24 protein-coding genes are annotated in these 22,329 nt (G+C 62.1%); 14 read left to right on the top strand and 10 right to left on the bottom strand.

All coding sequences use genetic code 11. The features are described from left to right. Positions 1-100 precede the first annotated feature (100 nt). The gene (locus tag P5706_RS03565) at positions 101-4,348 is read right to left on the bottom strand and encodes a DEAD/DEAH box helicase (RefSeq protein WP_285678564.1); all 4,248 of its coding nucleotides are present in this window, start codon (positions 4,346-4,348) and stop codon (positions 101-103) included. A gap of 167 nt (positions 4,349-4,515) precedes the next feature. Here P5706_RS03565 and P5706_RS03570 point away from each other — a divergent pair, with 167 nt between their 5' ends. Then, positions 4,516-5,400 (top strand): sugar nucleotide-binding protein, encoded by an 885-nt coding sequence (locus P5706_RS03570; RefSeq protein WP_017135982.1) that lies wholly within the window; start codon positions 4,516-4,518, stop codon positions 5,398-5,400. Between the two features lie 157 nt (positions 5,401-5,557). Here P5706_RS03570 and P5706_RS03575 read toward each other — a convergent pair whose 3' ends face one another. The 5 genes from P5706_RS03575 to P5706_RS03595 form a co-directional block, all read right to left on the bottom strand. Next, a complete protein-coding gene (locus P5706_RS03575; protein ID WP_017135983.1) occupies positions 5,558-6,256 on the bottom strand; it encodes an OmpW/AlkL family protein in 699 nt (232 codons plus the stop codon). A 95-nt stretch (positions 6,257-6,351) separates the two neighbouring features. Then, positions 6,352-6,873, bottom strand: a complete 522-nt coding sequence (locus P5706_RS03580) for a DUF3299 domain-containing protein (RefSeq protein WP_056861907.1) — start codon at positions 6,871-6,873, stop codon at positions 6,352-6,354. An 11-nt stretch (positions 6,874-6,884) separates the two neighbouring features. Further along, positions 6,885-8,150 carry an ABC transporter permease gene (locus P5706_RS03585; RefSeq protein ID WP_285678565.1) on the bottom strand — a complete coding sequence of 422 codons (1,266 nt, stop codon included), beginning with the start codon at positions 8,148-8,150 and terminating at the stop codon, positions 6,885-6,887. A gap of 1 nt (position 8,151) precedes the next feature. Beyond that, positions 8,152-8,862 carry an ABC transporter ATP-binding protein gene (locus P5706_RS03590; protein ID WP_200432058.1) on the bottom strand — a complete coding sequence of 237 codons (711 nt, stop codon included), beginning with the start codon at positions 8,860-8,862 and terminating at the stop codon, positions 8,152-8,154. A gap of 208 nt (positions 8,863-9,070) precedes the next feature. Beyond that, positions 9,071-9,682: a DUF2796 domain-containing protein gene (locus tag P5706_RS03595; RefSeq protein WP_285678566.1), complete on the bottom strand. Its 612-nt coding sequence runs from the start codon at positions 9,680-9,682 to the stop codon at positions 9,071-9,073. 131 nt (positions 9,683-9,813) lie between these two features. On the opposite strand from P5706_RS03595, the gene P5706_RS03600 reads away from it, so the two are divergent. Beyond that, positions 9,814-10,155: a hypothetical protein gene (locus P5706_RS03600; protein ID WP_285678567.1), complete on the top strand. Its 342-nt coding sequence runs from the start codon at positions 9,814-9,816 to the stop codon at positions 10,153-10,155. Here P5706_RS03600 and trxA read toward each other — a convergent pair. The 4 genes from trxA to P5706_RS03620 all read right to left on the bottom strand — a co-directional run bounded on the left by trxA (position 10,152) and on the right by P5706_RS03620 (position 13,468). Beyond that, complete coding sequence (gene trxA, locus P5706_RS03605; RefSeq protein ID WP_285678568.1) at positions 10,152-11,024, bottom strand: thioredoxin; 873 nt, start codon at positions 11,022-11,024, stop codon at positions 10,152-10,154. The two genes, P5706_RS03600 and trxA, sit on opposite strands and share 4 nt — an antisense overlap. 73 nt (positions 11,025-11,097) lie before the next feature. Next, entirely contained in the window at positions 11,098-12,099 is a 1,002-nt protein-coding gene (locus P5706_RS03610; RefSeq protein WP_285678570.1) for an Abi family protein, read from the bottom strand. Between the two features lie 263 nt (positions 12,100-12,362). Continuing rightward, complete coding sequence (locus P5706_RS03615; protein ID WP_200432063.1) at positions 12,363-13,016, bottom strand: class I SAM-dependent methyltransferase; 654 nt, start codon at positions 13,014-13,016, stop codon at positions 12,363-12,365. Beyond that, entirely contained in the window at positions 13,013-13,468 is a 456-nt protein-coding gene (locus tag P5706_RS03620) for a YbaY family lipoprotein (protein WP_285678571.1), read from the bottom strand. Before P5706_RS03620 ends, P5706_RS03615 begins: the two co-directional genes overlap by 4 nt. A gap of 140 nt (positions 13,469-13,608) precedes the next feature. Here P5706_RS03620 and nrdR point away from each other — a divergent pair, with 140 nt between their 5' ends. The 12 genes from nrdR (at position 13,609) to P5706_RS03680 (ending at position 22,326) form a co-directional block, all read left to right on the top strand. Further along, complete coding sequence (gene nrdR, locus P5706_RS03625) at positions 13,609-14,079, top strand: transcriptional regulator NrdR (protein WP_015886108.1); 471 nt, start codon at positions 13,609-13,611, stop codon at positions 14,077-14,079. Beyond that, on the top strand, positions 14,076-15,212 hold the full coding sequence (ribD, locus tag P5706_RS03630) for a bifunctional diaminohydroxyphosphoribosylaminopyrimidine deaminase/5-amino-6-(5-phosphoribosylamino)uracil reductase RibD (protein ID WP_285678572.1): 1,137 nt from the start codon (positions 14,076-14,078) through the stop codon (positions 15,210-15,212). The genes nrdR and ribD overlap by 4 nt, the downstream gene beginning before the upstream one ends. 47 nt (positions 15,213-15,259) lie before the next feature. Beyond that, on the top strand, positions 15,260-15,934 hold the full coding sequence (locus P5706_RS03635) for a riboflavin synthase (protein WP_285678573.1): 675 nt from the start codon (positions 15,260-15,262) through the stop codon (positions 15,932-15,934). 15 nt (positions 15,935-15,949) lie between these two features. Beyond that, complete coding sequence (ribBA, locus tag P5706_RS03640; protein ID WP_200432067.1) at positions 15,950-17,041, top strand: bifunctional 3,4-dihydroxy-2-butanone-4-phosphate synthase/GTP cyclohydrolase II; 1,092 nt, start codon at positions 15,950-15,952, stop codon at positions 17,039-17,041. Positions 17,042-17,129: 88 nt separating this feature from the next. Further along, on the top strand, positions 17,130-17,606 hold the full coding sequence (ribH, locus tag P5706_RS03645; protein WP_108574240.1) for a 6,7-dimethyl-8-ribityllumazine synthase: 477 nt from the start codon (positions 17,130-17,132) through the stop codon (positions 17,604-17,606). After that, positions 17,603-18,103, top strand: coding sequence for a transcription antitermination factor NusB (nusB, locus tag P5706_RS03650; protein ID WP_053258233.1), 501 nt, complete (start codon positions 17,603-17,605; stop codon positions 18,101-18,103). Before ribH ends, nusB begins: the two co-directional genes overlap by 4 nt. A gap of 16 nt (positions 18,104-18,119) precedes the next feature. After that, positions 18,120-19,085 (top strand): thiamine-phosphate kinase, encoded by a 966-nt coding sequence (gene thiL, locus P5706_RS03655; protein ID WP_285678575.1) that lies wholly within the window; start codon positions 18,120-18,122, stop codon positions 19,083-19,085. 55 nt (positions 19,086-19,140) lie between these two features. After that, the gene (locus tag P5706_RS03660; RefSeq protein WP_200432069.1) at positions 19,141-19,866 is read left to right on the top strand and encodes a substrate-binding periplasmic protein; all 726 of its coding nucleotides are present in this window, start codon (positions 19,141-19,143) and stop codon (positions 19,864-19,866) included. Positions 19,867-19,995: 129 nt separating this feature from the next. Further along, positions 19,996-20,613 carry a GTP cyclohydrolase II gene (ribA, locus tag P5706_RS03665; protein WP_017135999.1) on the top strand — a complete coding sequence of 206 codons (618 nt, stop codon included), beginning with the start codon at positions 19,996-19,998 and terminating at the stop codon, positions 20,611-20,613. Next, a complete protein-coding gene (locus P5706_RS03670) occupies positions 20,610-21,029 on the top strand; it encodes an MFS transporter (protein WP_285678576.1) in 420 nt (139 codons plus the stop codon). Before ribA ends, P5706_RS03670 begins: the two co-directional genes overlap by 4 nt. Further along, positions 21,026-21,826, top strand: a complete 801-nt coding sequence (locus tag P5706_RS03675) for a cobalamin-binding protein (protein ID WP_285678577.1) — start codon at positions 21,026-21,028, stop codon at positions 21,824-21,826. Before P5706_RS03670 ends, P5706_RS03675 begins: the two co-directional genes overlap by 4 nt. A 128-nt stretch (positions 21,827-21,954) precedes the next feature. Continuing rightward, on the top strand, positions 21,955-22,326 hold the full coding sequence (locus tag P5706_RS03680; protein WP_200432072.1) for a hypothetical protein: 372 nt from the start codon (positions 21,955-21,957) through the stop codon (positions 22,324-22,326). The last annotated feature ends 3 nt before the right edge of the window (positions 22,327-22,329 follow it).

Below are 22,329 nucleotides of genomic sequence, written 5' to 3' on the forward strand. Positions count from 1 at the left end.
CCTATGCTTATCGCAGGCAAGCCAGCTCCCACAGTTGGAATGCATTCCCCTGTGGGAGCCGGGCTTGCCCGCGATGAGGCCGGCAAGGTCCATACAGGTTTCAGCGCCTGATCAACTTCTCCTGCACTGCCTGCAAGTCCTCCTCCAGCAACACCTGCTGCTTACCCGCGACCATCACCGCCGCCGGCAAGCCATCGCGATACACAATCCGATTGCCGCTTACCGCCGGCACTTTATTGCCCGGCAGCAAGGTCCCCACCAGGTTCAACGGGTCCGCCCCGCACACCGCAATCAAACTGCCGTCATGCGGCCGGCGTCTGACCTCACGTAGCAACGGAATCGCTTCCGGCAGCGCAAACTGTTCCCCCGCCAAACCACTCACAAACCGCCCGCCGCGAATCTCGCCCCGCGCCTCCAGGCGATGGAAGGTGCGCAGCAATTCGCGCCAGCTTGGCAGCCAGTCGGCCTCCCGCTCCAGCAACCGCCAGAACACCACGCCATAACGGCGCAGCAGGGTCATCGCCACATGCTCCAGGGTCTCGGCGGAATGCGGGCCGGCGGCGCTGGGCGAGCGGCGTACCAAGGCCCAGCGCCCGGCGTCGTCCATACCACCGATAAACGCCCCGCGCCCACGCCGGCTGCTGCGTGCCTGGCGTTTGCTGGCGGGCGTGGTCAAGGCCCGCAGCCCGGCAAAGCTGTCGGCATTCACCAGCCCCGCGCCCACCAGTTCCTGCAAGGCGGTTTCCAGTTCGCTGCGCAGCAGATGGGCTTCGTGCACCAGTTCGTCGAAAAACAGCGCGCCGTGTTCACGTAGCGCCAGGTGGACTTTTTGCGCCTTGGGCGACAGCGTAGTGCTGTCGGTCGGTTCGGTCAGCCCGCTCCACAACGGCACTTGGCTGCGCGGCAGCAACACCACCGGCGTACTGCGCAATGCCAGGGCACCGGCCTTGTTGCTCAGGCGCGTCCATACCAGCTTGCCGCTGCGGCACAGCTCGTCGAGCCAGGTGGAGGAATAGTCCTTGAGCCGCGCACTGAGCAAGTCACTGTCCCAGGCCGAGGTGGCGGCGGCGTAACCTTCGAACTGCCCGACAATCTGCGGCAACATTGCGCTGCCCTGGCCGCGAGTGCCGTCGGACAGATGCTGCCAATCGAACAGAAAACGCATGAAGTCCTGCAACGCCACCGGCTCGATTTCCCGGCGCAGACGCTTGACTGTGTAGCGATGGATACGCGCGAGCAAATGCCGCTCGCACCATTGTTCCTGGGTGGCGCCGGGGCTGAAACGGCCGCGCAGTACGTAGCCTTCCCGCTCCAGGCGCGCGAGTGACTGGCTGATATCCTCGGCTGGCAGGGCCAACGGCGTAGCGATCTCGGCCAGGGTCAACGGGCCGAACCCACCAAGGCGCGCGCGCAGCACTTCGGCCAGTGCATCGTCAAAGGTCCAGGGCTCATCGAAGCCCGGCAATAACGGCAAGCCATTCGGATAGACCGCTTGCAGGCAACTCAGGCGTTCCACCGCCACCCACAGGCCATTGTCCAGTTGATAGGCGCGCCCGCCCTTGGCCAAGGCGTGCAACCACTCGGCCCATTGCGGCGTGACTTCGTTGCCGGCGATACACGCCAGGCTCATCAGCGCCTCATGCATTTCATCCAGGCCATGGGGCGCGGGCCAGGCTTCTTCACGGACGCCGGCAATGGCCTCGGCGTCCAGCGCGCCAAGGTCGTCGGTACTGTGCGGGTCGCTCCAACGACGGTTGAGCACGGCCTGGGTGCGGCGCTCCTCCAGCGGTGCGTCGTCGAGAAAGGTGTAGGGCCGCGCGCTGAGAATCTCCGCGGCCATGGGCGAGGGCGCGGGCAGGTCGCGGCTGATCAGGCGCACTTCTCCACGCTCCATGCGCCGCAACAGGTTCAGCCAACCCTCGCTGTCCATGGCTTCGTGCAGGCAGTCGTCGAGGGTTTGCTCAACCAGTGGGTGTTCGGGTACTTCGCGCTCGCCGGCAAGGTTTTCCAGGCAAGCAATCTGGTCGGGAAACACGCTGGCGATCAGGTCTTCGCTTTTCATGCGCTGGATCTGCGGCGCCACCTTGCGCCCGCCGGTATAACGCGGCAACGCCAGGGCCACACCCGCATTCCAGCGCCAGCGCACGCCAAACAGCGGCGCATCCAGCACAGCCTGGATCAGCAGGTGCTCGGCGCTGTTGCTATGCACATAGCGCCACACTTCATCCAGCTCAAAACTGTGGCTGGTGGACAGCGACAGCACGATTGCATTTTCACTGGCGGCCGCCTGCAATTCAAAGTTGAACGTGCGGCAAAAACGCTTGCGCAGTGCCAGGCCCCAGGCGCGATTGATGCGGCTGCCGAACGGCGTGTGGATGATCAGTTGAGTGCCGCCGGACTCATCGAAAAACCGCTCCATGATCAATGTGTCCTGGGACGGCAAGGCGCTCAGCGCCAGGCGCGCACGGGCCAGGTAATCAAGGATCTGCTCGGCGCTGGCGCGGTTCAGGCCAAGGCTGGCGGTGAGCCAGTCTTGCGCGGGTTGCAGGTCACCGGGCGTGGTGCTGAGCAGGGCGTCCAACTGCCCCTGAAAACGCGCGACTGCCGCCGATAACTCGTTGCTGCGCCCCGGCGCCTCACCCAGCCAGAAGGGGATGGTCGGCGGCTGGCCGTGGGCATCTTCGACCCGTACCTTGCCGCTTTCTACCCGCAGGATTCGGTAGGACGTATTACCGAGTTGGAAGATATCCCCGGCGATGCTTTCCACCGCGAAGTCTTCGTTGACGCTGCCGATGTTCAGGCTCTGAGGCTCCAGCAATACGCTGTAGTCGGCGTTGTCGGGGATGGTGCCGCCGCTGGTCACGGCGGTCAGTTTGGCGCCACGGCGGGCGCGCAGGGTGTGGGTCACGGCGTCACGGTGCAGGTAGGCGCTGCGGATGCCCTGGCGGCCGTTATAGCCGTCGGCAAGCATGTGCAGCAGCGCCTGGTAGTGGCGCTCATCGAGTGCGGCGTAGGGTGAGGCGCGGCGGATGAGGTCCAGCAACGCCTGCTCTGGCCATTCGCGGGCGCTGACTTCGGCGATGATCTGTTGGGCCAGCACGTCCAGCGGGGCGATGGGGATGTGCAAGGTGTCCAGCTCGCCGCGCCGCACGCAGTCAAGCAGGGCGGCGCATTCGATCAAATCATCACGGGTGGTGGCGAACAGTCGCCCCTTGGGCGTGCCGCCGACCTGGTGGCCGGAACGCCCGACCCTTTGCAGAAAACCGTTGATGGAACCGGGCGAGCCGATCTGGCACACCAGGTCGACCTCACCGATATCAATCCCCAACTCCAGCGACGCGGTGGCGATCAGCACTTGCAGCCCGCCGGCCTTGAGCCGTTGCTCGGCGTCCAGGCGCAGCTCTTTGGCCAGGCTGCCGTGGTGTGCGGCCACGGCGGTCTTGCCCAAACGCTCACTCAGGTGCCGGGCCAAGCGTTCGGCCAAGCGCCGTGTGTTGACGAACACCAGCGTAGTACGGTGTTCGCGGGCCAGTGTGGCGAGGCGGTCGTAGACCAATTCCCACACATCGTTGGCCATTACCGCCGAGAGCGGCACCGGGGGTACTTCGATATCCAGGTCGCGGGGGCGCGCGTGGCCGATATCGACGATGGCGCACTCACGCCCGCTGCCGACCAAAAAGCGTGACACCGCTTCGATAGGCTTTTGCGTGGCCGACAGGCCGACGCGGGTCAACGGCTCGCTGCATAACCCTTGCAGGCGCTCCAGGCTCAGAGCCAGGTGGCTGCCGCGCTTGCCGGCGGCGATGGCGTGGATTTCGTCGACGATCACCGTGCGCGTACTGGCCAGCATCTGCCGACCGGAGTCCGAGCCCAGCAGCACGTAGAGGGATTCCGGCGTGGTGACGAGGATATGCGGCGGCCGTTTGCGCATCAGTGCGCGGTCTTTTTGCGGCGTGTCGCCGGTGCGCACGGCGGTGCGGATAGTCAGCGGTGGCAAACCCAGCGCCTGCAATTGCGCGGTGATGCCGGCCAGCGGGTTTTGCAGGTTGATCTGGATGTCGTTGGACAGCGCCTTGAGCGGCGACACGTACACCACCAGCGTCTCGTCCGGCAGTTGCCCGCCATTGGCCAAGCCTTGATGCACCAGGTCATCGAGCACCGCCAGGAACGCGGTCAGGGTCTTACCGGAGCCTGTGGGCGCGGCGATCAAGGTTGAGCGGCGTTGGCGGATCAGCGGCCACGCCTGCGCCTGAGCGCCGGTCACCGAGGGGAAGGTGTTGCCAAACCAGGCGCTGACGGCGGGGTGGAAGCCGTCCAATACCGTGTCGGTTGATTCGGGAAGGTTCATCTATTGATTGATACTGCCCATGCCAACAAGTTGCAATCAGGTACTTTGTCCGTGACGGTTGCGCTACAAACCCGCAAAATGCAACGATTCTGGCAACAACCTACGGCAAGGCGCACACGCCTGCCGATAATAACCATCGTTCCAAACAGACCGGGCCTGCTCAATCTATGCGAATGCGCCTTATGTTACTGGGCGGCGGGAATGCCCTCGGGCAGGCGCTGATTCGCCTCGGTGCAGAGGAAGACATCGGTTTCCTCGCACCTAAACCGCCCCAAGACGGCTGGGATGCCGCGAGCCTCACCCAATTGCTCGACGACACCCGTCCCGATGCGCTGATCAACCTCGCCTACTATTTCGACTGGTTCCAGGCCGAAGCAGTCAGCGAAACACGCCTGGCCGCACAGGAGTTCGCCATCGAACGCCTGGCCGAACTGTGCCAGCACCACAACATCACCTTGCTGCAACCGTCCAGCTACCGCGTGTTCGATGGCTCCCGCGCCACCGCCTACAGCGAAAAAGACGAGCCGGTGCCCTTGGGCCTGCGCGGCCAGGCGTTATGGCGGATCGAGCAGAGCGTGCGCGCCACTTGCCCGCAACATGTGCTGCTGCGCTTTGGCTGGCTGCTGGATGACAGTGTCGATGGTACCCTCGGGCGCTTCCTGGCGCGTGCCGAGAAGCCGGATGAATTGCTGATGGCCGATGACCGGCGCGGCAACCCGACGCCGGTGGACGACGCGGCGCGGGTGATCATCTCCGTGCTCAAGCAACTGGATTGTGCGGCGCCGCTGTGGGGCACCTATCACTACGCTGGCCACGAAGCGACCACGCCGTTGGCGCTGGGCCAGGCGATCCTTACCGAAGCGCGCAATTTCCATCCGCTGGCGATCGAGTCGCCCACTGCCCAGGCCCACGCGGCCCGGCCGGATGCGGCGGACGAGCCGCAGCACGCGGTGCTGGCCTGCAAGAAAATCCTCCACACCTTCGGCATCAAGCCACGGGCGTGGCGGGCGGGGTTACCGGCGTTGCTGGATCGGTTCTACCGACATAGCTGAAGGCAACACAAAAAAATGTGGGAGCTGGGGTTGTGTGGGAGCTGGCTTGCCTGCGATAGCATCACCCCGGTATCACTGATACACCGAGGTGACTGCATCGCGGGCAAGCCCGACTCCCACACAAACCCAGCTCCCACATTGGGTTACGCAGTGTTGTTTAGAACTTGTAACCAATACCCACCATGTAAACCATCGGGTCAACATCCACATTGACCTTGGCACGTGTGCCTTGGCCCAGCGCATTGTTATCCACAGTCGCCTTGGTGCTGATGTCGATATAACGCGCCTGGGCGTTGATCATCCACTTGTCGTTGATCATGTAGTCGGCGCCGATCTGCGCGGCCCAGCCCCAGGAGTTTTCAGCCTTGAAGTTGCTGAAGCCGGCTTGTTCGGCGCGGCTGCCGACGTGCTCGTCGTAGATCCAGGTGTAATTGATACCGGCGCCTACATACGGCTGGAACGCGGACTTGTTGTCCAGCGGGTAGTACACGACGCTCAAGGTCGGCGGCAGGTGCTTGAGCGTACCGAGCTTGCCGTTGGCGGCGCCCAGGGCGGTGTTCTTGATCTTCACGTCATGCTCGAACGGCGTGGCGGCCAGCAGTTCGATACCGATGTGGTTGGTGATCATGTAGGCGAAGTTGAGGCCCAGTTGGGTGTCGCTGCTCATGGTCGCCTTGCCGCCCAGGTTGGTGCCGGCCAACGGCCCCTGGTCAACCTTCACGTGGCCGCTGTCTGCTTTCGGGTTCACGGTGATTGCACCGGCGCGAATCAGAATGTCACCCGCTTCGTGAGCGTGTGCGACAGGGGCGGCGAGGGCGAGCGCGAAGAGGGACGCGCCGAGCAGAGACTTGTTCATGGGAGCTCCAAAAGGACGTTTAAAAGTTGTACGTCCAATGGTAAAGATCGTTCCGTCCGATCTTTTGACTCAGCTCAATGAAAGCTCGATCAGCGTTACTCCTGCAGTTCGTAGACGTAAATCTTCTCGGCATCCATCTGGTAACCGGCGTCGGCCAGCTCACTGGAAGACGGCTTGACCTGCATCGCACCTTCGATCCAATACGGCTGATACAGCTCATCCAGCTTCACGCCGACTTCGCTTTTTACATGCACGATCTGGTTCGACGGCGGCGGCGGTACGTGGATGCACGCGCCGAAATATGGCACCAGCAAAAACTCGGTGGTGCGGCCTTCTTCGCTGACTTCCAGCGGCACGATATAGCCCGGCAAACGGATGTGCTTGCCGTTAAGGCTCTGCACCACCGGCGCGTTGGGCAGTTCCTGTTTGGCCGCAGGCGCGGCCTCGACCGAGAGCGCATCGGCCATGTTCGACAGGTCGTGCAGCGGTTTCATATTAGGGATTTCCGGCGGCGCGTCCGGTGGGATCATTTCCTGCCACGACAGGTCCTTGGGCTGCTCGTCGGCCCAGGCGGGCACCACCACCAGCAGCAACAGCGCAAACAGGGCACGGCGCATCGACAGCTTCCTCATAAACGTATGGACAGGCCATCGGCCAAAGATTGCCGATAGGCGCGCCACGCGGGCACGCTGCCCATCAACAGCGCTGCGGCGAGGATACCGGCGAGCAAGGTCCATTCATATTCACTCGGCCACGACATCGGCAGGTCCAGGCCGTAGTTGGCCTGCAAATACCCACGTGACGCTGCGATGCACAGGTACAGCAGGCCCACGCCCGCCACTACGCCAGACAACGCCAGCGCGAAGGCTTCGAAGATCAGCAGTGTCGCAATGTGCCACGGCCGTGCGCCCACCGAGCGCAGAATCGCCATCTCGCGGCGGCGTTCATTGAGGCTGGTGAGAATCGCCGTGAGCATGCCGATCAAGCCCGTCAGCACCACGAACAGCGAGATCACGAACAGCGCTTTTTCGGCGGTACCCATCATGCTCCACAGCTCTTGCAGCGCCACGCCGGGCAATATTGCCAGCATCGGCTCGCCACGAAACTCATTGATCTCGCGTTGCAACGCGAAGGTGGAAATCTTGTTGTTCAGGCCGAGCATAAACGCAGTGATCGCTTGCGGCGTCAGGTCCATATTGCGCGCCTGGTCGGCACTGATACGGCCTTTGCCCTGGGCCGGCACGCCGTTGTGCCAATCGATATGGATGGCCTCCATGCCGCCGAGGCTGATGTGCAGCGTGCGGTCCACCGGCGTGCCGGTGCGCTTGAGAATACCGACCACGGTAAACGGTTTGTCATCGTGCTTGACCAGGCTGACCACTGCTACACCGTGGGCCAGCACCAGCTTGTCGCCGAGCTTGTAGTGCAGCGCATCCGCCACTTCGGCGCCGAGCACCACTTCAAACGGGTCAGTGGCGAAAGCGCGGCCGCTGGCCAGTTCGAGGTTCTGCTTGCGGCCGTATTGGTAATGCTCGAAGTAGGACGCGTTGGTGCCCATCACGCGATAGCCACGGTGCGAGTCGCCGAGGGAAATCGGGATCGCCCATTTCACCTGCGGGCTGGCGGCGAAGTGCTCGAAGCTGTCCCAACGGATGTTATTGGTGGCGTTGCCGATGCGGAATACCGAGTACAGCAGCAAGTTGACCGAGCCGGAACGGGCGCCGACGATCAGGTCAGTGCCGCTGATGGTGCTGGCGAAACTGTTGCGCGCTTCCACACGCACGCGTTCCACGGCGAGCAACAGACACACCGAAAGCGCGATGGCGAAGGCGGTGAGGATCGCGGTAAAGCGGCGGTTAGCCAGGCTGGCCATGGCTAGACGGAACAAATACATCTCAAACCTCTGCGGGCGTGGCGGCGCGATTGAGTTCGGCCAGCGACAGGTGGCGGTCGAACAGCGGCGCGAGGCTCTGGTCATGGCTGACAAACAACAGGCTGGCGCCGGCTTCGCGGCATTCGGCAAACAACAGCCGTATAAACGCTTCGCGGGCGTCGTAGTCCAGGGCCGAGGTGGGTTCGTCGGCAATCACCAGTTCCGGTTGGCCGATCAGCGCGCGGGCGGCGGCCACGCGCTGTTGCTGGCCGATGGACAGCGAGTCGGCACGGCGCTCCAGCAGGTCTTGGTCCTTCAAGCCCAAATGCGCCAGCAACGTTGCGGCGGCCTGGTCGACACTGCCGTGACGCTGAGTCGCCCGTTGCGCACGCAGCTTGGAAAAGTGACACGGCAGCTCGACGTTCTCGCGCACGGAGAGAAACGGCAGCAGGTTGAATTGCTGAAAGATATAACCCGTGTGATCAACGCGGAAGCGGTCGCGGGCACCGGCCGAGAGTTCGGTCAGCTCCTGGCCGAGCAGGCGAATGCTGCCACGGCTGGGTTTCTGCACGCCGCCCAACAGCCCGAGCAAGGTGGTTTTGCCACTGCCGCTCGGGCCTTTGAGAAACAAGGTTTCCCCCGCTTCCAGGCGGAACGCGGGGATGTCCAGCAACTGCGGGTGGCCGGGCCAGTTAAAGCCCAGGTCAGACAGTTCGATCAGTGCTTGGGTCATAGGGAATCAGTGGTCTGGTTTGATTTGGATGATGGCACCAATGTCATGTGGGAGCTGGCTTTTGTGGCGAGGGAGCTTGCTCCCGCTGGGCTGCGTAGCAGCCCCAGAAAAAAGCAGGGACCGCCTCTCACTGGAGCGCCAGCCCGGTCCAGCGGGAGCAAGCTCCCTCGCCACAGCAAGCCAGTTCCCACATTGATCGTGTTTCAAATCAGAATTTAAGAGTGGCGGTCGTGGCCGTCGCTTCAACACCTTGCTGGCCGCTTGGGCCGATCAGTTGTACCTGAATCTTCTGGGTGGCAGGGAAGGTCTTGAACACTTGGGTCAGGTCGAGGTTGCTCAGAGCCGTCGGCGTGGCGCAGGTGAACTGGTAGTGGGCGTGGATTTCGCTGTGGTCGTGATGATGTTCGTGGGCGGCAGCGCCTTTGCCGTCGGTGGCGTGGTCGTCATCGTCTTCATCATGGTCGGCTTCAGGCTTATCGCCAAACAACGGGCTGTTGAGTTCCTGGGTGCTGATCACACAACCGGCAGATTTGGGCAGGTTGAACAGCGCCAGTGGGTTTTCCAGCTGCTTGCGCGCGGCGGCGACCTTGGCTTTGTCGGCAGGCGTGGTGGCCTTGTGTTCAAAGCCCACAAGGTTCATGGCCGGGCTGTCGAACTCCAACTCAAGCGCCTGGCCGTCGAGTACCGCATTGAGGCGGCCGACACCATGCTCGTGCGCACCGAGGCTGGCGTGTTCATGCTCATGATCGTGTTCATCGGCGGCGTGGGCGACGGCCAGGGGCAGCAGGGCAAACGGCAAGGCGAGCAGCAGACGGCGCATGAGAAGGCTCCATAAGATGAAAGTTTTGTTATGTGATCTTATAACAATATTGCCGCCAGTTTGAACGCCCGCTTGGCGTTGCGCAAGTCGCGTGGGAGCATGCATGTCGGAAAACTGCGGGAGTAAGAGCGATGTTGCGAATTCGTGGAACCGTCGGTGACTTGCCGGTGGATTTGACCCTGGAACTCGATGACGGCGATTGGGCGCGCCTGGGCGAGCACTTGCAGGCAACACCGGCGCCGAGTGCGCCCGCTGTTGCGCCGGTCAAACACAACGATGATTTATGGCAGCACGCCCAGGACCTGTTGCGCAAGGCCGGGCAACTCAATGGGCTTGAGTTGCTTGATCAGCTTGAAGGCTTGGCCGGTGATTCGGCCTCAGGCAAACGCCTGCTGGTAAGGCTGCGCCACAGTGCCAGTGTGAAAGTGGCCAGCGGCGGGGATACGCCGCTGTACAGCTGGATCGGCGATTAATACAGCGCGGCGAACAACTTGCGACGGTACACCGTGACCAGCGGGTGGTCATTGCCGAGCAGTTCGAACACTTGCAGCAAGGTCTTGTGCGGCAGGCCTTCGCTGTAGCTGCGGTTGCGAATAAACAGCTTGAGCAGGCCTTCCAGCGCGGCGTCGTATTGCTGGCGCGCCAGTTGCTGAATCGCCAGCTGATAGGCGGCTTCATCGTCCTGCGGGTCTTGCGCCAGGCGGCTTTTCAAGTCGGCGGCATCCGGCAGGTCGGCAGCCTGGCGCAGGAAGGTGATTTGCGCCTTGGCGCCGGCGAGGGCGGCTTTGTGGTCGTCGCTTTTTACCGCGTCGAGCACGCTTTGGGCTTCGCCCAGTTCGCCGCGTTCGGCCAGGCAGCGTGCGTACAAAATCAGCGCGGCGGCGTTAGTGTTATCTTCACCCAGCAGCACCACCAGCACCGCTTCGGCATCGCTGATACGGCCCTCGGTAAACAACGCCTGGGCCTGTTCCAACGGGTCAGCCGCTTTGGGTGGCGGCATCTTCACGTGCGGCTCCAGCATCGCTCGCACGGCCGACTCCGGCTGCGCCCCGGCAAACCCATCCACCGGTTGGCCGTCCTTGAACAGCACCACCGTGGGCAGGCTTTGAATGCCAAAACGCGCGACGATGTCCTGCTCGGCCTCGCAATCGACCTTGGCCAGCAGCAACTCGCCCTGATAACTCTCGGCGATTTTCGCCAGCATCGGCATCAATGCCTTGCACGGCGCGCACCACTCGGCCCAGAAATCCACCAGCACGGGTTTTTCGAATGAGTTCTGAATCACTGCCTGGTCGAACGTAGCAGTGGTGGCGTCGAAGATGTACGGCGTGGGCTCACTCATGGGGCGTCTCGAATAAAGCGGGAATGGGGCAACTATAAGGGCTGGCGAGGTTGACCGGAAGCTGCACGGGGAGTCAGGCGTGAGGCGTGTGCCAAAAAGGGTCCTGATGCCAGTCGTGAGGAAAACCCATCGCCTTTAAGCTGACGTCCGGAAATTCGCTGATCAGTTGATACAAATGTTGGCCCCAACGAGTGTGCGGGCTTACTTGACGCATCAGATGATTCAGAATGCAGAGTACCGAAAACATGCGGCTATGTTGCCCGGGTTGAAACAGATGTTCCGGCCACAAAAAATTGGCTTTCTTCGGTAACTCGGGACGAATTCCCAATTCCCGGTTCCACATTCTTGAATGATGGGCGCAAATGTTTCGGATGGTCGTCAGGGTGTGCAGCCACGACTGCATGAGGGGGGCCGGCAGCATCAGGCGTCTGGCAATGGCCTTCTTATCAGCATCCTTGGCCAGCCCTTTGTAAAGGTGGGAGAGGTCACCCAGTGTCAATTCCTCCAGCATCGCCCAGCCCGGCATCAGGGATGGATGGGCGTAGGTCACTGGATAATGACGGGCATAGCTTTCTTTCGCCCTTTGGCGTTTAAGAAGATCCTTTCTGTTGTTGCTGGCTTGGGATCTATCGATACGCTCGCATTCGCGTTGGTAGTCACGTGCCGCCGTGGTTTGCTTGTTGGACAGCGCTGTCAGCAGTCGTTGATGATCAAATGCCGAGTGAAATATCTGTGGATTGATATACCAATGGCTGCCATGGGTTGGCCCCATGTGGTTGCTGATGACTGAGCGTGATGCAATTTCGACTCGCTCGAGGGCATCCATGGTGAGTAAGCGCAGCCTCCGGTCGAAGTCGTAGAGCCGCGTCAGTTGGCCCAACTGGCTACCTTCACGAAAGTGATGATCACGGTCTTCCGGTCGTTGGAAAGGTCGCATGTAGGGGCTGAGCCGAAAAAAGCTCACTGATTGCAAGAAGCGTTCTGCACGGGCCTCATTGTGAATAATCAGTCCACGTAGCTTGAGCAGTTCCAACTGTGCAGGAACGTCGATGGCAGGTTTGCTGAACGCCCTCATGCTCAAAAAATACCGGGCATAAAAAACCCGCACAATTTGTGCTTGGTTGCTGACGCAACCAGAGGCATGGCGGGTGTATTGCGACGAAGGTTAGGCAGATACCTGGCTATTTGCAAGGCCTCAGCCCGCCAGCCGATAAGCAAAACTGTGTGCAAAGGCATATGGGTTGATTGTCCACGGCGTGTGTGAAGGGACAATATTCTCCATGGCCTTTCGCGCTCTGTCTTAGTCGATCTATTGCTGAAAATTTGTAACGCTGAGCCTTAACGCCGCGAGTGGTACAGGCTCACCTTGCGAAACTCCCAAGGCTCGGCCAGGTCCGGCAGCGTCAGCGCATCGAGGATGTCCAGGCGCTGATAAGCCGGGTGCTGGAAGTCGCGTACCCGTGAGTCGGCCACCAGCGCTTCGCGGCCGCGCGTCAGGAACTGGTCGAGCAGCGGCAGGTTGGCGCGGTCGTAGAGTACGTCGGCCACCAGGATCAGGTCGAAGCGGTCGGCCTCGGCAAAAAAGTCGGCTGAGTAACCCAGCGCCACACCATTGAGTTCGGCATTTGCCCGGCAAGCGGCCAGGGCCAGCGGGTCAAGATCGCAGGCCACCACTTCCAGGGCACCGGCTTTAACCGCAGCAATCGCGGCCACGCCGGAACCGGCGCCAAAATCCAGCACGCGTTTGCCCGCCACCCACTCGGGATTCGCCGCCAGGTATCGCGCCAGTGCCAATCCGCTGGCCCAGCAAAAACTCCAGTACGGCGGTTCATGCAGGATGCGCCGGGTCTCTTCCTGGCTGAAGGCACGGTCCATGTTGCCTGCGTCCAGCAGCCACAACGACAACTCAGTGCCCGGCAGCGGGCAGGGCACCAGTTGCGCGTCGCCGATCAGTTCGCTCAGGGCGCGTTGCAGGCCCAGCGGTGGCGTCATGGTGCCGGGACGAGTTGCAGCGGGCCGGTGGTCTGAGTGATCGCCTGGGTGATACGCACCGCAGGCAGGTGCAGGATCAACTGGCCGGACTGGCTGGCGCGACCGCGCAGTTCAACCCGTGCACCAGTTGGGAAAGCCTCTGGGTTAAAACGCAGGCGGAAGGCCAGTGGCTTGCCGTTGCCGGTGAGTACGCTGCTGGCGAGCAATTGTTGCGGGCGGTTACGCTCATCGATCACCAACAGGGCCAGTTCGACTTCAGCGTTGGCTGGCACGCCATTCAGGCTGCCGTTGATTTCCCGCTGGTAAGCCGGCAAAGGGCCCAAGTCTTCAATGCCGGGGACTTTTTTCTCTTGGGCAGGCGTGGGTTGAGGCGTCGATGGTTTTGGGGCTTCGCTGCTACAGGCGACCAGGAAACTGAACAGGGCGAGTAAAACAAGTGGTCGTAACTGCATGTACGGCTCCAGAAAGGGCAAAATCCGTGGCTTAAAAAATATGAAACATAATAGTCAGCCTATATACCGTAAAGGCTATGGCTTGTCTTGCCACGGGGATGCGCTACCATGGCCCTCCCATTTTTTGTTGCCTGCCAACCATGCACTGTCCCTTCTGCGGTGCCAACGACACCAAGGTCATTGACTCGCGTCTGGTCGCCGAGGGCGATCAAGTACGCCGCCGGCGCGAATGCCTGGCCTCTGGCTGCGGTGAACGTTTCACCACCTTCGAAACCGCCGAACTGGTGTTGCCACGTCTGATCAAATCCGACGGCAGCCGCCAGCCTTTCGACGAAGAAAAACTGCGCGCCGGTATGCAGCGCGCCCTGGAAAAACGCCCGGTGAGTGTCGAGCGGCTGGAGGCGGCGCTGGTGCATATCAAGCACAAGCTGCGCGCCACCGGCGAGCGCGAGGTCAAGAGCCTGGTGGTTGGAGAACTGGTGATGGGCGAGCTGCAAAAGCTCGACGAAGTCGCCTATATCCGTTTCGCCTCGGTGTATCGACGCTTTCAGGACCTCAATGAGTTCCGCGAAGAAATCGACCGCCTGGCCCGTGAGCCTGCCAAAGAATGAACCCTCCGTCTGCCGAACAAGCCGTCCTCGACGCCCATTACATGGCCCGCGCCCTCGAACTGGCGCGCAAAGGCCTGTACACCACCCATCCCAACCCACGGGTGGGCTGCGTGATTGTGCGGGATGGGCAGATTGTCGGCGAAGGCTGGCATGAACGCACCGGCGAGCCCCATGCCGAGCCGAACGCCCTGCGTGCCGCCGGTGACAAGGCCCGTGGCGCCACGGTGTACGTGACTCTCGAACCTTGCAGCCACCATGGGCGCACGCCGCCCTGCGCCGATGCGCTGGTGATCGCCGGTGTGGCACGCGTGGTGGCCGGGATGCAGGACCCGAACCCGGAGGTCGCCGGGCGCGGCCTGCAGCGCTTGGCTCAAGCCGGCATCGAAACCCACAGCGGCGTGCTGGAACACCAAGCGCGCGCGCTGAACCCCGGCTTCCTCAAGCGTATGGAACACGGCCTGCCATTTGTGCGGGTCAAGCTGGCCATGAGCCTAGACGGCCGTACCGCGATGGCTAGCGGCGAAAGCCAATGGATCACCGGGCCGGCTGCCCGCGCCGCCGTGCAGCGCCTGCGCGCCGAGGCCAGTGTGGTGCTGACCGGCGCCGACACGGTGCTGGCCGACGGTGCGCGCCTGACCGTGCGCGCCGCCGAGTTGGGCCTGGACGCAGAAACCACCGCACTGGCCATGTTGCGCCCGCCATTGCGCGTGCTGATCGACGGTCGCCTGCGGGTGCCGCTCAACGCACCGTTCTTCAAGGCTGGCCCGGCGCTGGTCATCACTTGCGTCACCCCGGAAAACCAGTTCCCTCGTGGCCCGGAATGCCTGGTGGTGCCGGGCGTTGAAGGGCAGGTCGACCTGCGTTCGGCGCTGGTGGCGCTGGCTGCCCGTGGTGTTAACGAGGTGTTGGTAGAGGCCGGCCCAAGCCTGGCGGGCGCGTTTGCCCAGCAAGGCCTGGTCGACGAGTACGTGATTTTCGTCGCCGGTAAGTTCTTGGGCTCCGCCGCCCGGCCTTTGCTGGACTGGCCGCTTGAGAAACTGGCCGATGCCCCCCAACTCAAGATCACTGAAATGCGCGCTGTAGGCGACGACTGGCGAGTCACTGCCATCCCGCTACCACCAGCGAGCGTATAATTCTGACCGGGCGCTCAAGCGCCCGCACCGTTTTCCAGGAGAAGGCCATGTTCACCGGCATTATCGAATCCATCGGCAGCATCCGCGCCATGACCCCCAAAGGCGGCGACGTGCGCCTGCTGGTTGAAACCGGCAAGCTCGATCTTGGCGACGTCAAGCTGGGCGACAGCATCGCCGTCAGCGGCGTGTGCCTGACCGTCATCGAGTTGCCGGGTAACGGCTTTGCCGCCGACGTCAGCCGGGAAACCCTGGACTGCACCGCGATGAACGATCTTGCGGCCGGCAGCCCGGTAAACCTGGAGAAAGCCCTGACCCCGACCACCCGTTTGGGCGGCCACCTGGTCAGCGGCCACGTCGACGGCGTCGGCGAAGTGGTTGCCCGCAGCGAAAACGCGCGCGCCGTGGAATTTCGTATCCGTGCGCCGAAAGAGCTGGCCAAGTACATCGCCCACAAAGGCTCGATCACCGTCGACGGCACCAGCCTGACCGTGAACGCCGTGAATGGCGCCGAATTCGAACTGACCATCATCCCGCACACCCTGAGCGAAACCATCATGGCGTCGTACCAGCCAGGTCGCCGGGTGAACCTGGAAGTCGACTTGCTTGCCCGTTACCTGGAGCGCCTGCTTATGGGCGATAAGGCAGCTGAGCCTGACTCTTTACAAGGGCGCGGGAACATCACTGAAAGCTTTCTGGCCGCTAACGGCTACCTGAAATCCTGACCAAGGGGGTGCCGCGTGGCGCTCAATAGCATCGAAGAACTGGTTGAAGACATCCGCCAAGGCAAGATGGTCATCCTGATGGATGACGAAGATCGCGAGAATGAAGGCGACATCATCATGGCCGCTGAGGCGTGCAAGCCCGAGCACATCAACTTTATGGCCAAGCACGCCCGTGGGCTGATCTGCATGCCCATGAGCCGCGAGCGCTGCGAGCTGCTCAAGCTGCCGTTGATGGCGCCGCGCAATGGCTCGGGTTTCGGCACCAAGTTCACCGTATCGATTGAAGCGACCACCGGCGTCACCACCGGTATTTCCGCCGCCGACCGCGCGCGCACGGTGCAAGCCGCTGCGGCCAAAGACGCCAAGGCCGAAGACATCGTCAGCCCGGGCCACATTTTCCCGCTGATGGCCCAGCCGGGCGGCACCCTCGCGCGTGCCGGCCACACCGAGGCCGCCTGCGACCTGGCGCGCATGGCCGGTTTCGAACCGAGCGGGGTGATCTGCGAAGTGATGAACGACGACGGCACCATGGCCCGTCGCGCCGAACTCGAGGCGTTTGCCGCTGAGCACGGCATCAAGATCGGTACCATTGCCGACCTGATTCACTACCGCATGATCCACGAACGTACCGTTCAGCGGATTGCCGAGCAGCCGCTGGACAGCGAACTGGGCCAGTTCAACCTGGTGACCTACCGTGATTCAGTCGAAGGCGACGTGCACATGGCCCTCACCTTGGGGAATATTTGCGCCGAAGAGCCGACCCTGGTGCGCGTGCACAACATGGACCCGCTGCGCGACCTGCTGATGGTCAAGCAGCCGGGCCGCTGGAGCCTGCGCGCCGCCATGGCCGCGGTTTCCGAGGCTGGCAGCGGTGTGGTGCTGTTGCTCGGCAACCCGGTGGATGGCGACGTATTGCTCGCGCATATTCGTGAAACTGCCGAGCACACCCAGGTCAAGACACCGACCACCTACAGCATCGTCGGTGCCGGTTCGCAGATCCTGCGTGACCTCGGTGTGCGCAAAATGCGCCTGATGAGCGCACCGATGAAATTTAATGCGATATCCGGATTCGATCTGGAAGTTGTAGAATACGTGCCCTCCGAATAAAGGCCGGCGTTTTCTGCCCCTTGTTCGCGGTTAAATCATCACTGAGGGACGCACTTTTCGCGTCCCGGCTCTTTAAGAGATTTGTCGAATGACCCTGAAGACCATCGAAGGTACCTTCATCGCCCCCAAAGGCCGCTATGCCCTGGTGGTTGGCCGCTTCAACAGCTTCGTGGTTGAAAGCCTGGTAAGCGGTGCCGTGGATGCCCTGGTTCGCCACGGTGTGAGCGAGAGCGACATCACTATCATCCGCGCCCCTGGCGCCTTCGAAATTCCACTGGTTGCGCAGAAAGTTGCACAGCAGGGTGAATACGCGGCGATCATCGCCCTGGGCGCGGTCATTCGTGGCGGTACTCCGCACTTCGAATACGTGGCTGGCGAATGCACCAAGGGCTTGGCCCAGGTGTCCATGGAGTTCGGCGTGCCAGTCGCTTTCGGCGTACTGACCGTAGATTCCATCGAGCAAGCCATCGAACGTTCCGGCACCAAGGCCGGTAACAAGGGCACAGAAGCTGCCTTGTCCGCACTGGAAATGGTCAGCCTGCTGTCGCAGTTGGAGGCCAAGTGATTTCCGACGAGAGCGATCAGTTCAACCCTCAGGATCCGCGTCCAGCCGATGCCGGCAAGCCATCCAAAAGCGAAAAGCGTCGTAAAGCGCGTCAACTCGCGACCCAGGCGCTGTACCAGCGTCTGCTGGCGGGCGCTTCGCTGAACGAAATCGAAGCGCAGTTTCGCGTCGATAACGACTTTACGTTCGCCGACCAGAGCTACTTCCACGACATCCTGCACGGTGTGCATGCCAACCTGACCGAGATCGACACGGCTCTGGCGCCATGCCTGGACCTGACCATCGAAGAACTCGACCCGGTTGAACTGTGCGTGATGCGCCTGTCCACCTGGGAGCTGCTCAAGCGCGTCGACGTGCCGTACCGCGTGGTGATCAACGAAGGTATCGAACTGGCGAAAGTCTACGGTTCGACCGACGGCCACAAGTTCGTCAACGGCGTGCTCGACAAGCTGGCCCCGCGCCTGCGTGAAGCCGAAGTGAAGGAACACAAGCGCTAAGTCGCTTGAGTGCCGAATGGGTGAGTTCGAGCTGATCCGCAACTACTTCGCCGCCGCGCCCTGTGCGCAGGGCGGCGAAGGCATTGCGCTGGGGATCGGCGACGACTGCGCCTTGCTCGCGCTCCCCGCCGGGGAGCAACTGGCAATTTCCACCGATACGTTGGTGGCCGGCGTGCACTTCGCTGAGCCCTGTGACCCGTTCCTGCTCGGCCAGCGCTCGTTGGCCGTGGCAGTCAGCGACTTGGCCGCCATGGGCGCCCATCCTCTGGCCTTCACCCTTGCACTCACTACGCCAACCGTCGATGCCGATTGGCTGCAACGCTATGCCCAGGGTTTGAACGCCATGGCGCAGAGCTGCGGCGTGGGCCTGGTGGGCGGCGACACCACACGTGGGCCGTTGAGCCTGACCCTGACCGTGTTTGGCCGTGTGCCGGCCGGGCAGGCGTTGGTTCGCAGCGGCGCGCAGCCGGGTGACTTACTGTGTGTGGGCGGGGAGTTGGGTAACGCTGCCGGTGCTTTGCCGCTGGTATTGGGGCAACGCACGGCGGACGCGGCTATCGCTGATCCGCTGCTCGCCCATTACTGGTCACCGCAACCGCAGTTGGCGCTGGGCCTCGCGCTTCGGGGTAAGGCCACGTCTGCGATGGATATCTCCGACGGCCTGCTGGCCGATTGTGGGCATATCGCCAAGGCATCGGCTGTCAGTCTGGTCATTGAGCGTGAGACGCTGCCGTTATCCCAGGCGTTGCTGGCGTTTGTTGGCGATGACGAGGCTCGCGTGGCGGCATTGAGCGGGGGCGACGACTATGTGTTGGTGTTCACCTTGCCACCGGCCGAGCGGGCGCCGTTGGTGGCGGGCGGCTGGCCGATCCACGTGATCGGTCGGGTTGCGGCGGGGCAGGGTGTGACGCTGCTGGACGCCGCCGGGCAAGACATCACGCCGGCCGTGCGCGGCTATCAGCATTTTCGCGACACGCCGTAAGCGACAGACCTGCGCTACCCTCTATACGGTTCCCCCAGTGCAGGAGGTTGTCACCATGGGTGTGCGCCGTTGGCTGCTGATAGTGTTGTGCGCCTTGGCATTCCAGGTTCTTGCGGATGAAGCCTCGGTGCCTGGCAAGATCATGCTGGCCAGTGAGCAATGGAACGACTACACCAACAAAGACGGCACGGGCCTGGCCTGGGATGTGTTACGTCAGATCTTCGAGCCGGTGGGCATTACCGTGCAAACCCGCAGCGTGCCGTATACCCGTTCGGTCGGCCTGGCCCAGCGTGGCGAGGTGGATGGCTGGGTCGGTTCCTATCGCGATGAGGCCACTGGCGTTCTGTACCCGCACTGGAATTTCGATTCCGACCACATCTACGCCCTCGGGATGGCAGCCACACCTGCGCCGAGCATCGCCACGCTGGGCAATTACCGCCTGGCCTGGGTGCGTGGTTACAAGTACGAGGAGTATTTGCCGAATGTGCGCCGCTTCAACCAGATCGAACGTCGGAGTGGCATCCTGCCAATGCTGCAACACGGCCGCGCCGACTTCTATATTGATGCCCTCACTGAAGCCAAATACGTGCTCAGCCAGTCGGATGACCCGGCGCAATTCAAGCTCACTCATATAGCCGAACTGCCGCTCTACATCGGCTTTGCCGACACCGACAGGGGCCGGGCGCTGATGGGCGTGTACGACCAACGCATGGCTGTACTGGTAAAGAGCGGCGAGCTGAAGCCGATTTTCGCGCACTGGAAGCAGCCATACCCGTTCTGACCTGCATAGAACCAGGACGAAGGCCAATCGAACCTATTGATCTTTATCAGCGATAATTCAGCTTAAGCGTCTGTAGGAACCTGCTGTTACAATGACGCCCTCTGTGAAATCTGAAATCAGGAGCACACGGTGCCCGTCGTTTTCGTCGCCGCTTCCAAGCTGCCTACCCCCTTTGCCACGTTCACCATGAACGGCTTTCTCGAAGAAGCCACCGGCCGCGAGCACGTTGTGCTTAGCCTGGGGGACATCGCCGACGGCGCGCCAGTGCTGGGCCGCGTGCATTCCGAGTGCCTGACCGGCGACGCTTTGTTCAGCCAGCGCTGTGACTGCGGTTCGCAACTGGAAGCAGCCATGCGCGCCATTGCCCGTGAAGGCCGTGGCGTGTTGCTGTACTTGCGTCAGGAAGGCCGTGGCATTGGCCTGATGAACAAGATCCGCGCCTACGAGCTGCAAGACGGCGGCGCTGATACGGTCGAAGCCAACGAACGCCTGGGCTTCGCCGCCGACCAGCGTGACTACGCGATCTGCCTGCCGATGCTGGAGCATTTGGGCGTCAAATCCCTGCGTTTGATGACTAACAACCCGCGCAAGGTCAAAGCCTTGACCGAGATGGGCATTACCGTGGCCGAGCGCGTGCCGCTGCACACCGGGCAAAACCCGCACAACAAACTCTACCTGGCGACCAAAGCCAGCAAGCTCGACCACATGATGGGCAACGAGCATCAGGGCGAGGTCGACCGCGCGTGACCCGTGGCCAGGTAAAACGGCGACTGTCCTTCAACTGGTGGCAGTACCTGGCCCTGGCATTGTTCCCGCTGTTCGTGCTTAACCTGGTGTTTGGGCAAGCCCAATCCCTGCTTCCCGTGTTGGCCATGCCGTTCTTTATTGCCGGCGTGGCCTCGATGTTTCTGAGCCTGCGTTATTTTCATGGCTATAAACACGCACTGATCGCCACTTCCAAAGCGCTCGATACGCCCGAAGAACCGGCTGCCTGGATCACCCTTGCGGCCCGTCGCCGCACGGCGTTGCTGGTGGCTGCACTACCGGCCTGGATCGGCGCGTTGGCGGTGTTCGTCGGCCTCGAAGCGGTGCCGCTGTTTCTGCTGGCGCTGTCGACACTGGTGCTGTTTTACCTCTACCGCATCCCGCGCCAACTGGGATGAGGCGCTATTGGCTGTCGCTTCTGGTGCTGGCATTCAGTGCCCAGGCGATTGCGGTTGAACGCGTCGTCAGCCTGGCGCCATCCCTGTCTGAAATCGTGGTCGAACTGGGCGCCGCCGACTTACTGGTGGGCGTGCTCGACGGTGGCGAACGCCCGGCGGCATTGGCGCAGGTGCCATCGGTTGGGCAGTACGGCCAGCTCAATATGGAGCGCCTGCTCAGCCTCAAGCCCGACCTTATTCTGCTCTGGCCCGGCAGTGTCGGCCCGGCCCAGCGCGAACAGTTGCAACGCCTGAATATCCCGGTCTATGTGGCCGAACCCCATAGCCTTGAACAGCTGACGGTTCAGGTCCAAGCCATCGCCGAGCAGTTGGGCCGTGCGGATGCTGGCCGGCAACTGGCCGCGCAGCTACGTCAACGCCTGGCCAAGCTGCGCCAACGTTATCGGCGCGCCGAACCGTTGCGCGTGTTTTACCAGGTGTGGAACCAGCCGCTGTACACCGTGGGCGGTGGGCAGATCATCAGTGATGCCTTGGAGGTATGCGGCGCCCGCAACGTGTTTGCCGATCTTAAGCTGCCCGCACCGCAGGTCAGCGTCGAGTCGGTGTTGCAGCGCAATCCCCAACTGATCCTGGCGGGTGATCAGGCGCAACTCGACGAGTGGAAGGCCTGGCCTCAGATGGCAGCGGTGGCTGAAGGTCGTTTGCAGGTCGTGCCCGACAAGGGGCTGGAGCGGCCCAGCGGGCAGATGGTCGAGGCCATCGCGAAGCTCTGTCAGGCAATGGCTGCCCGGCACTGAGAATCGCTGTGGTTTTGTCTGCTGCGGTGCGATTAGTCTGTCAAAATCATCGGATTTTGCCTGGCGATCTGCCCGCCTGTGAGTGCTAGTTTCGCGGCTCTCACATTCGAGCTGATCAAGGACACATCATGCGTTATCTATTGGCGATGGCCGGCGCGGCTTTCGCATTGGCGCTTATAAGCGGGTGCGATATTTCCCAAAGAATTTCCGAACTTCGGACATTTGGCAATCATCCTGTGGTGGACAGGGTCACCTCGGTGGAGGTGGACAGCACCCGGCAAGACCTCCTCAATATCCAGAAGCCTACGAAAATCACCTCGATCCGTGGCGGCACCTCCCAATGCTTTGATTACGCGTTGGAGCGCGATGGTAAAAGAGCCGATTATTTCGTCTCGTTCACCTCTCAAGGTTGGGCAAATGCCTGGGGCTACTCAACGTGCAGCAAGGAGGTGGCAGCAGGCAGCCTGACGTCTAACGAGCGAATCAAGAGGCAATACTGATCA

The sequence above is a fragment of the Pseudomonas sp. ChxA genome (genome assembly GCF_030263855.1).
In the GTDB taxonomy this organism is placed as follows: Bacteria; Pseudomonadota; Gammaproteobacteria; order Pseudomonadales; family Pseudomonadaceae; genus Aquipseudomonas; species Aquipseudomonas fluorescens_CB.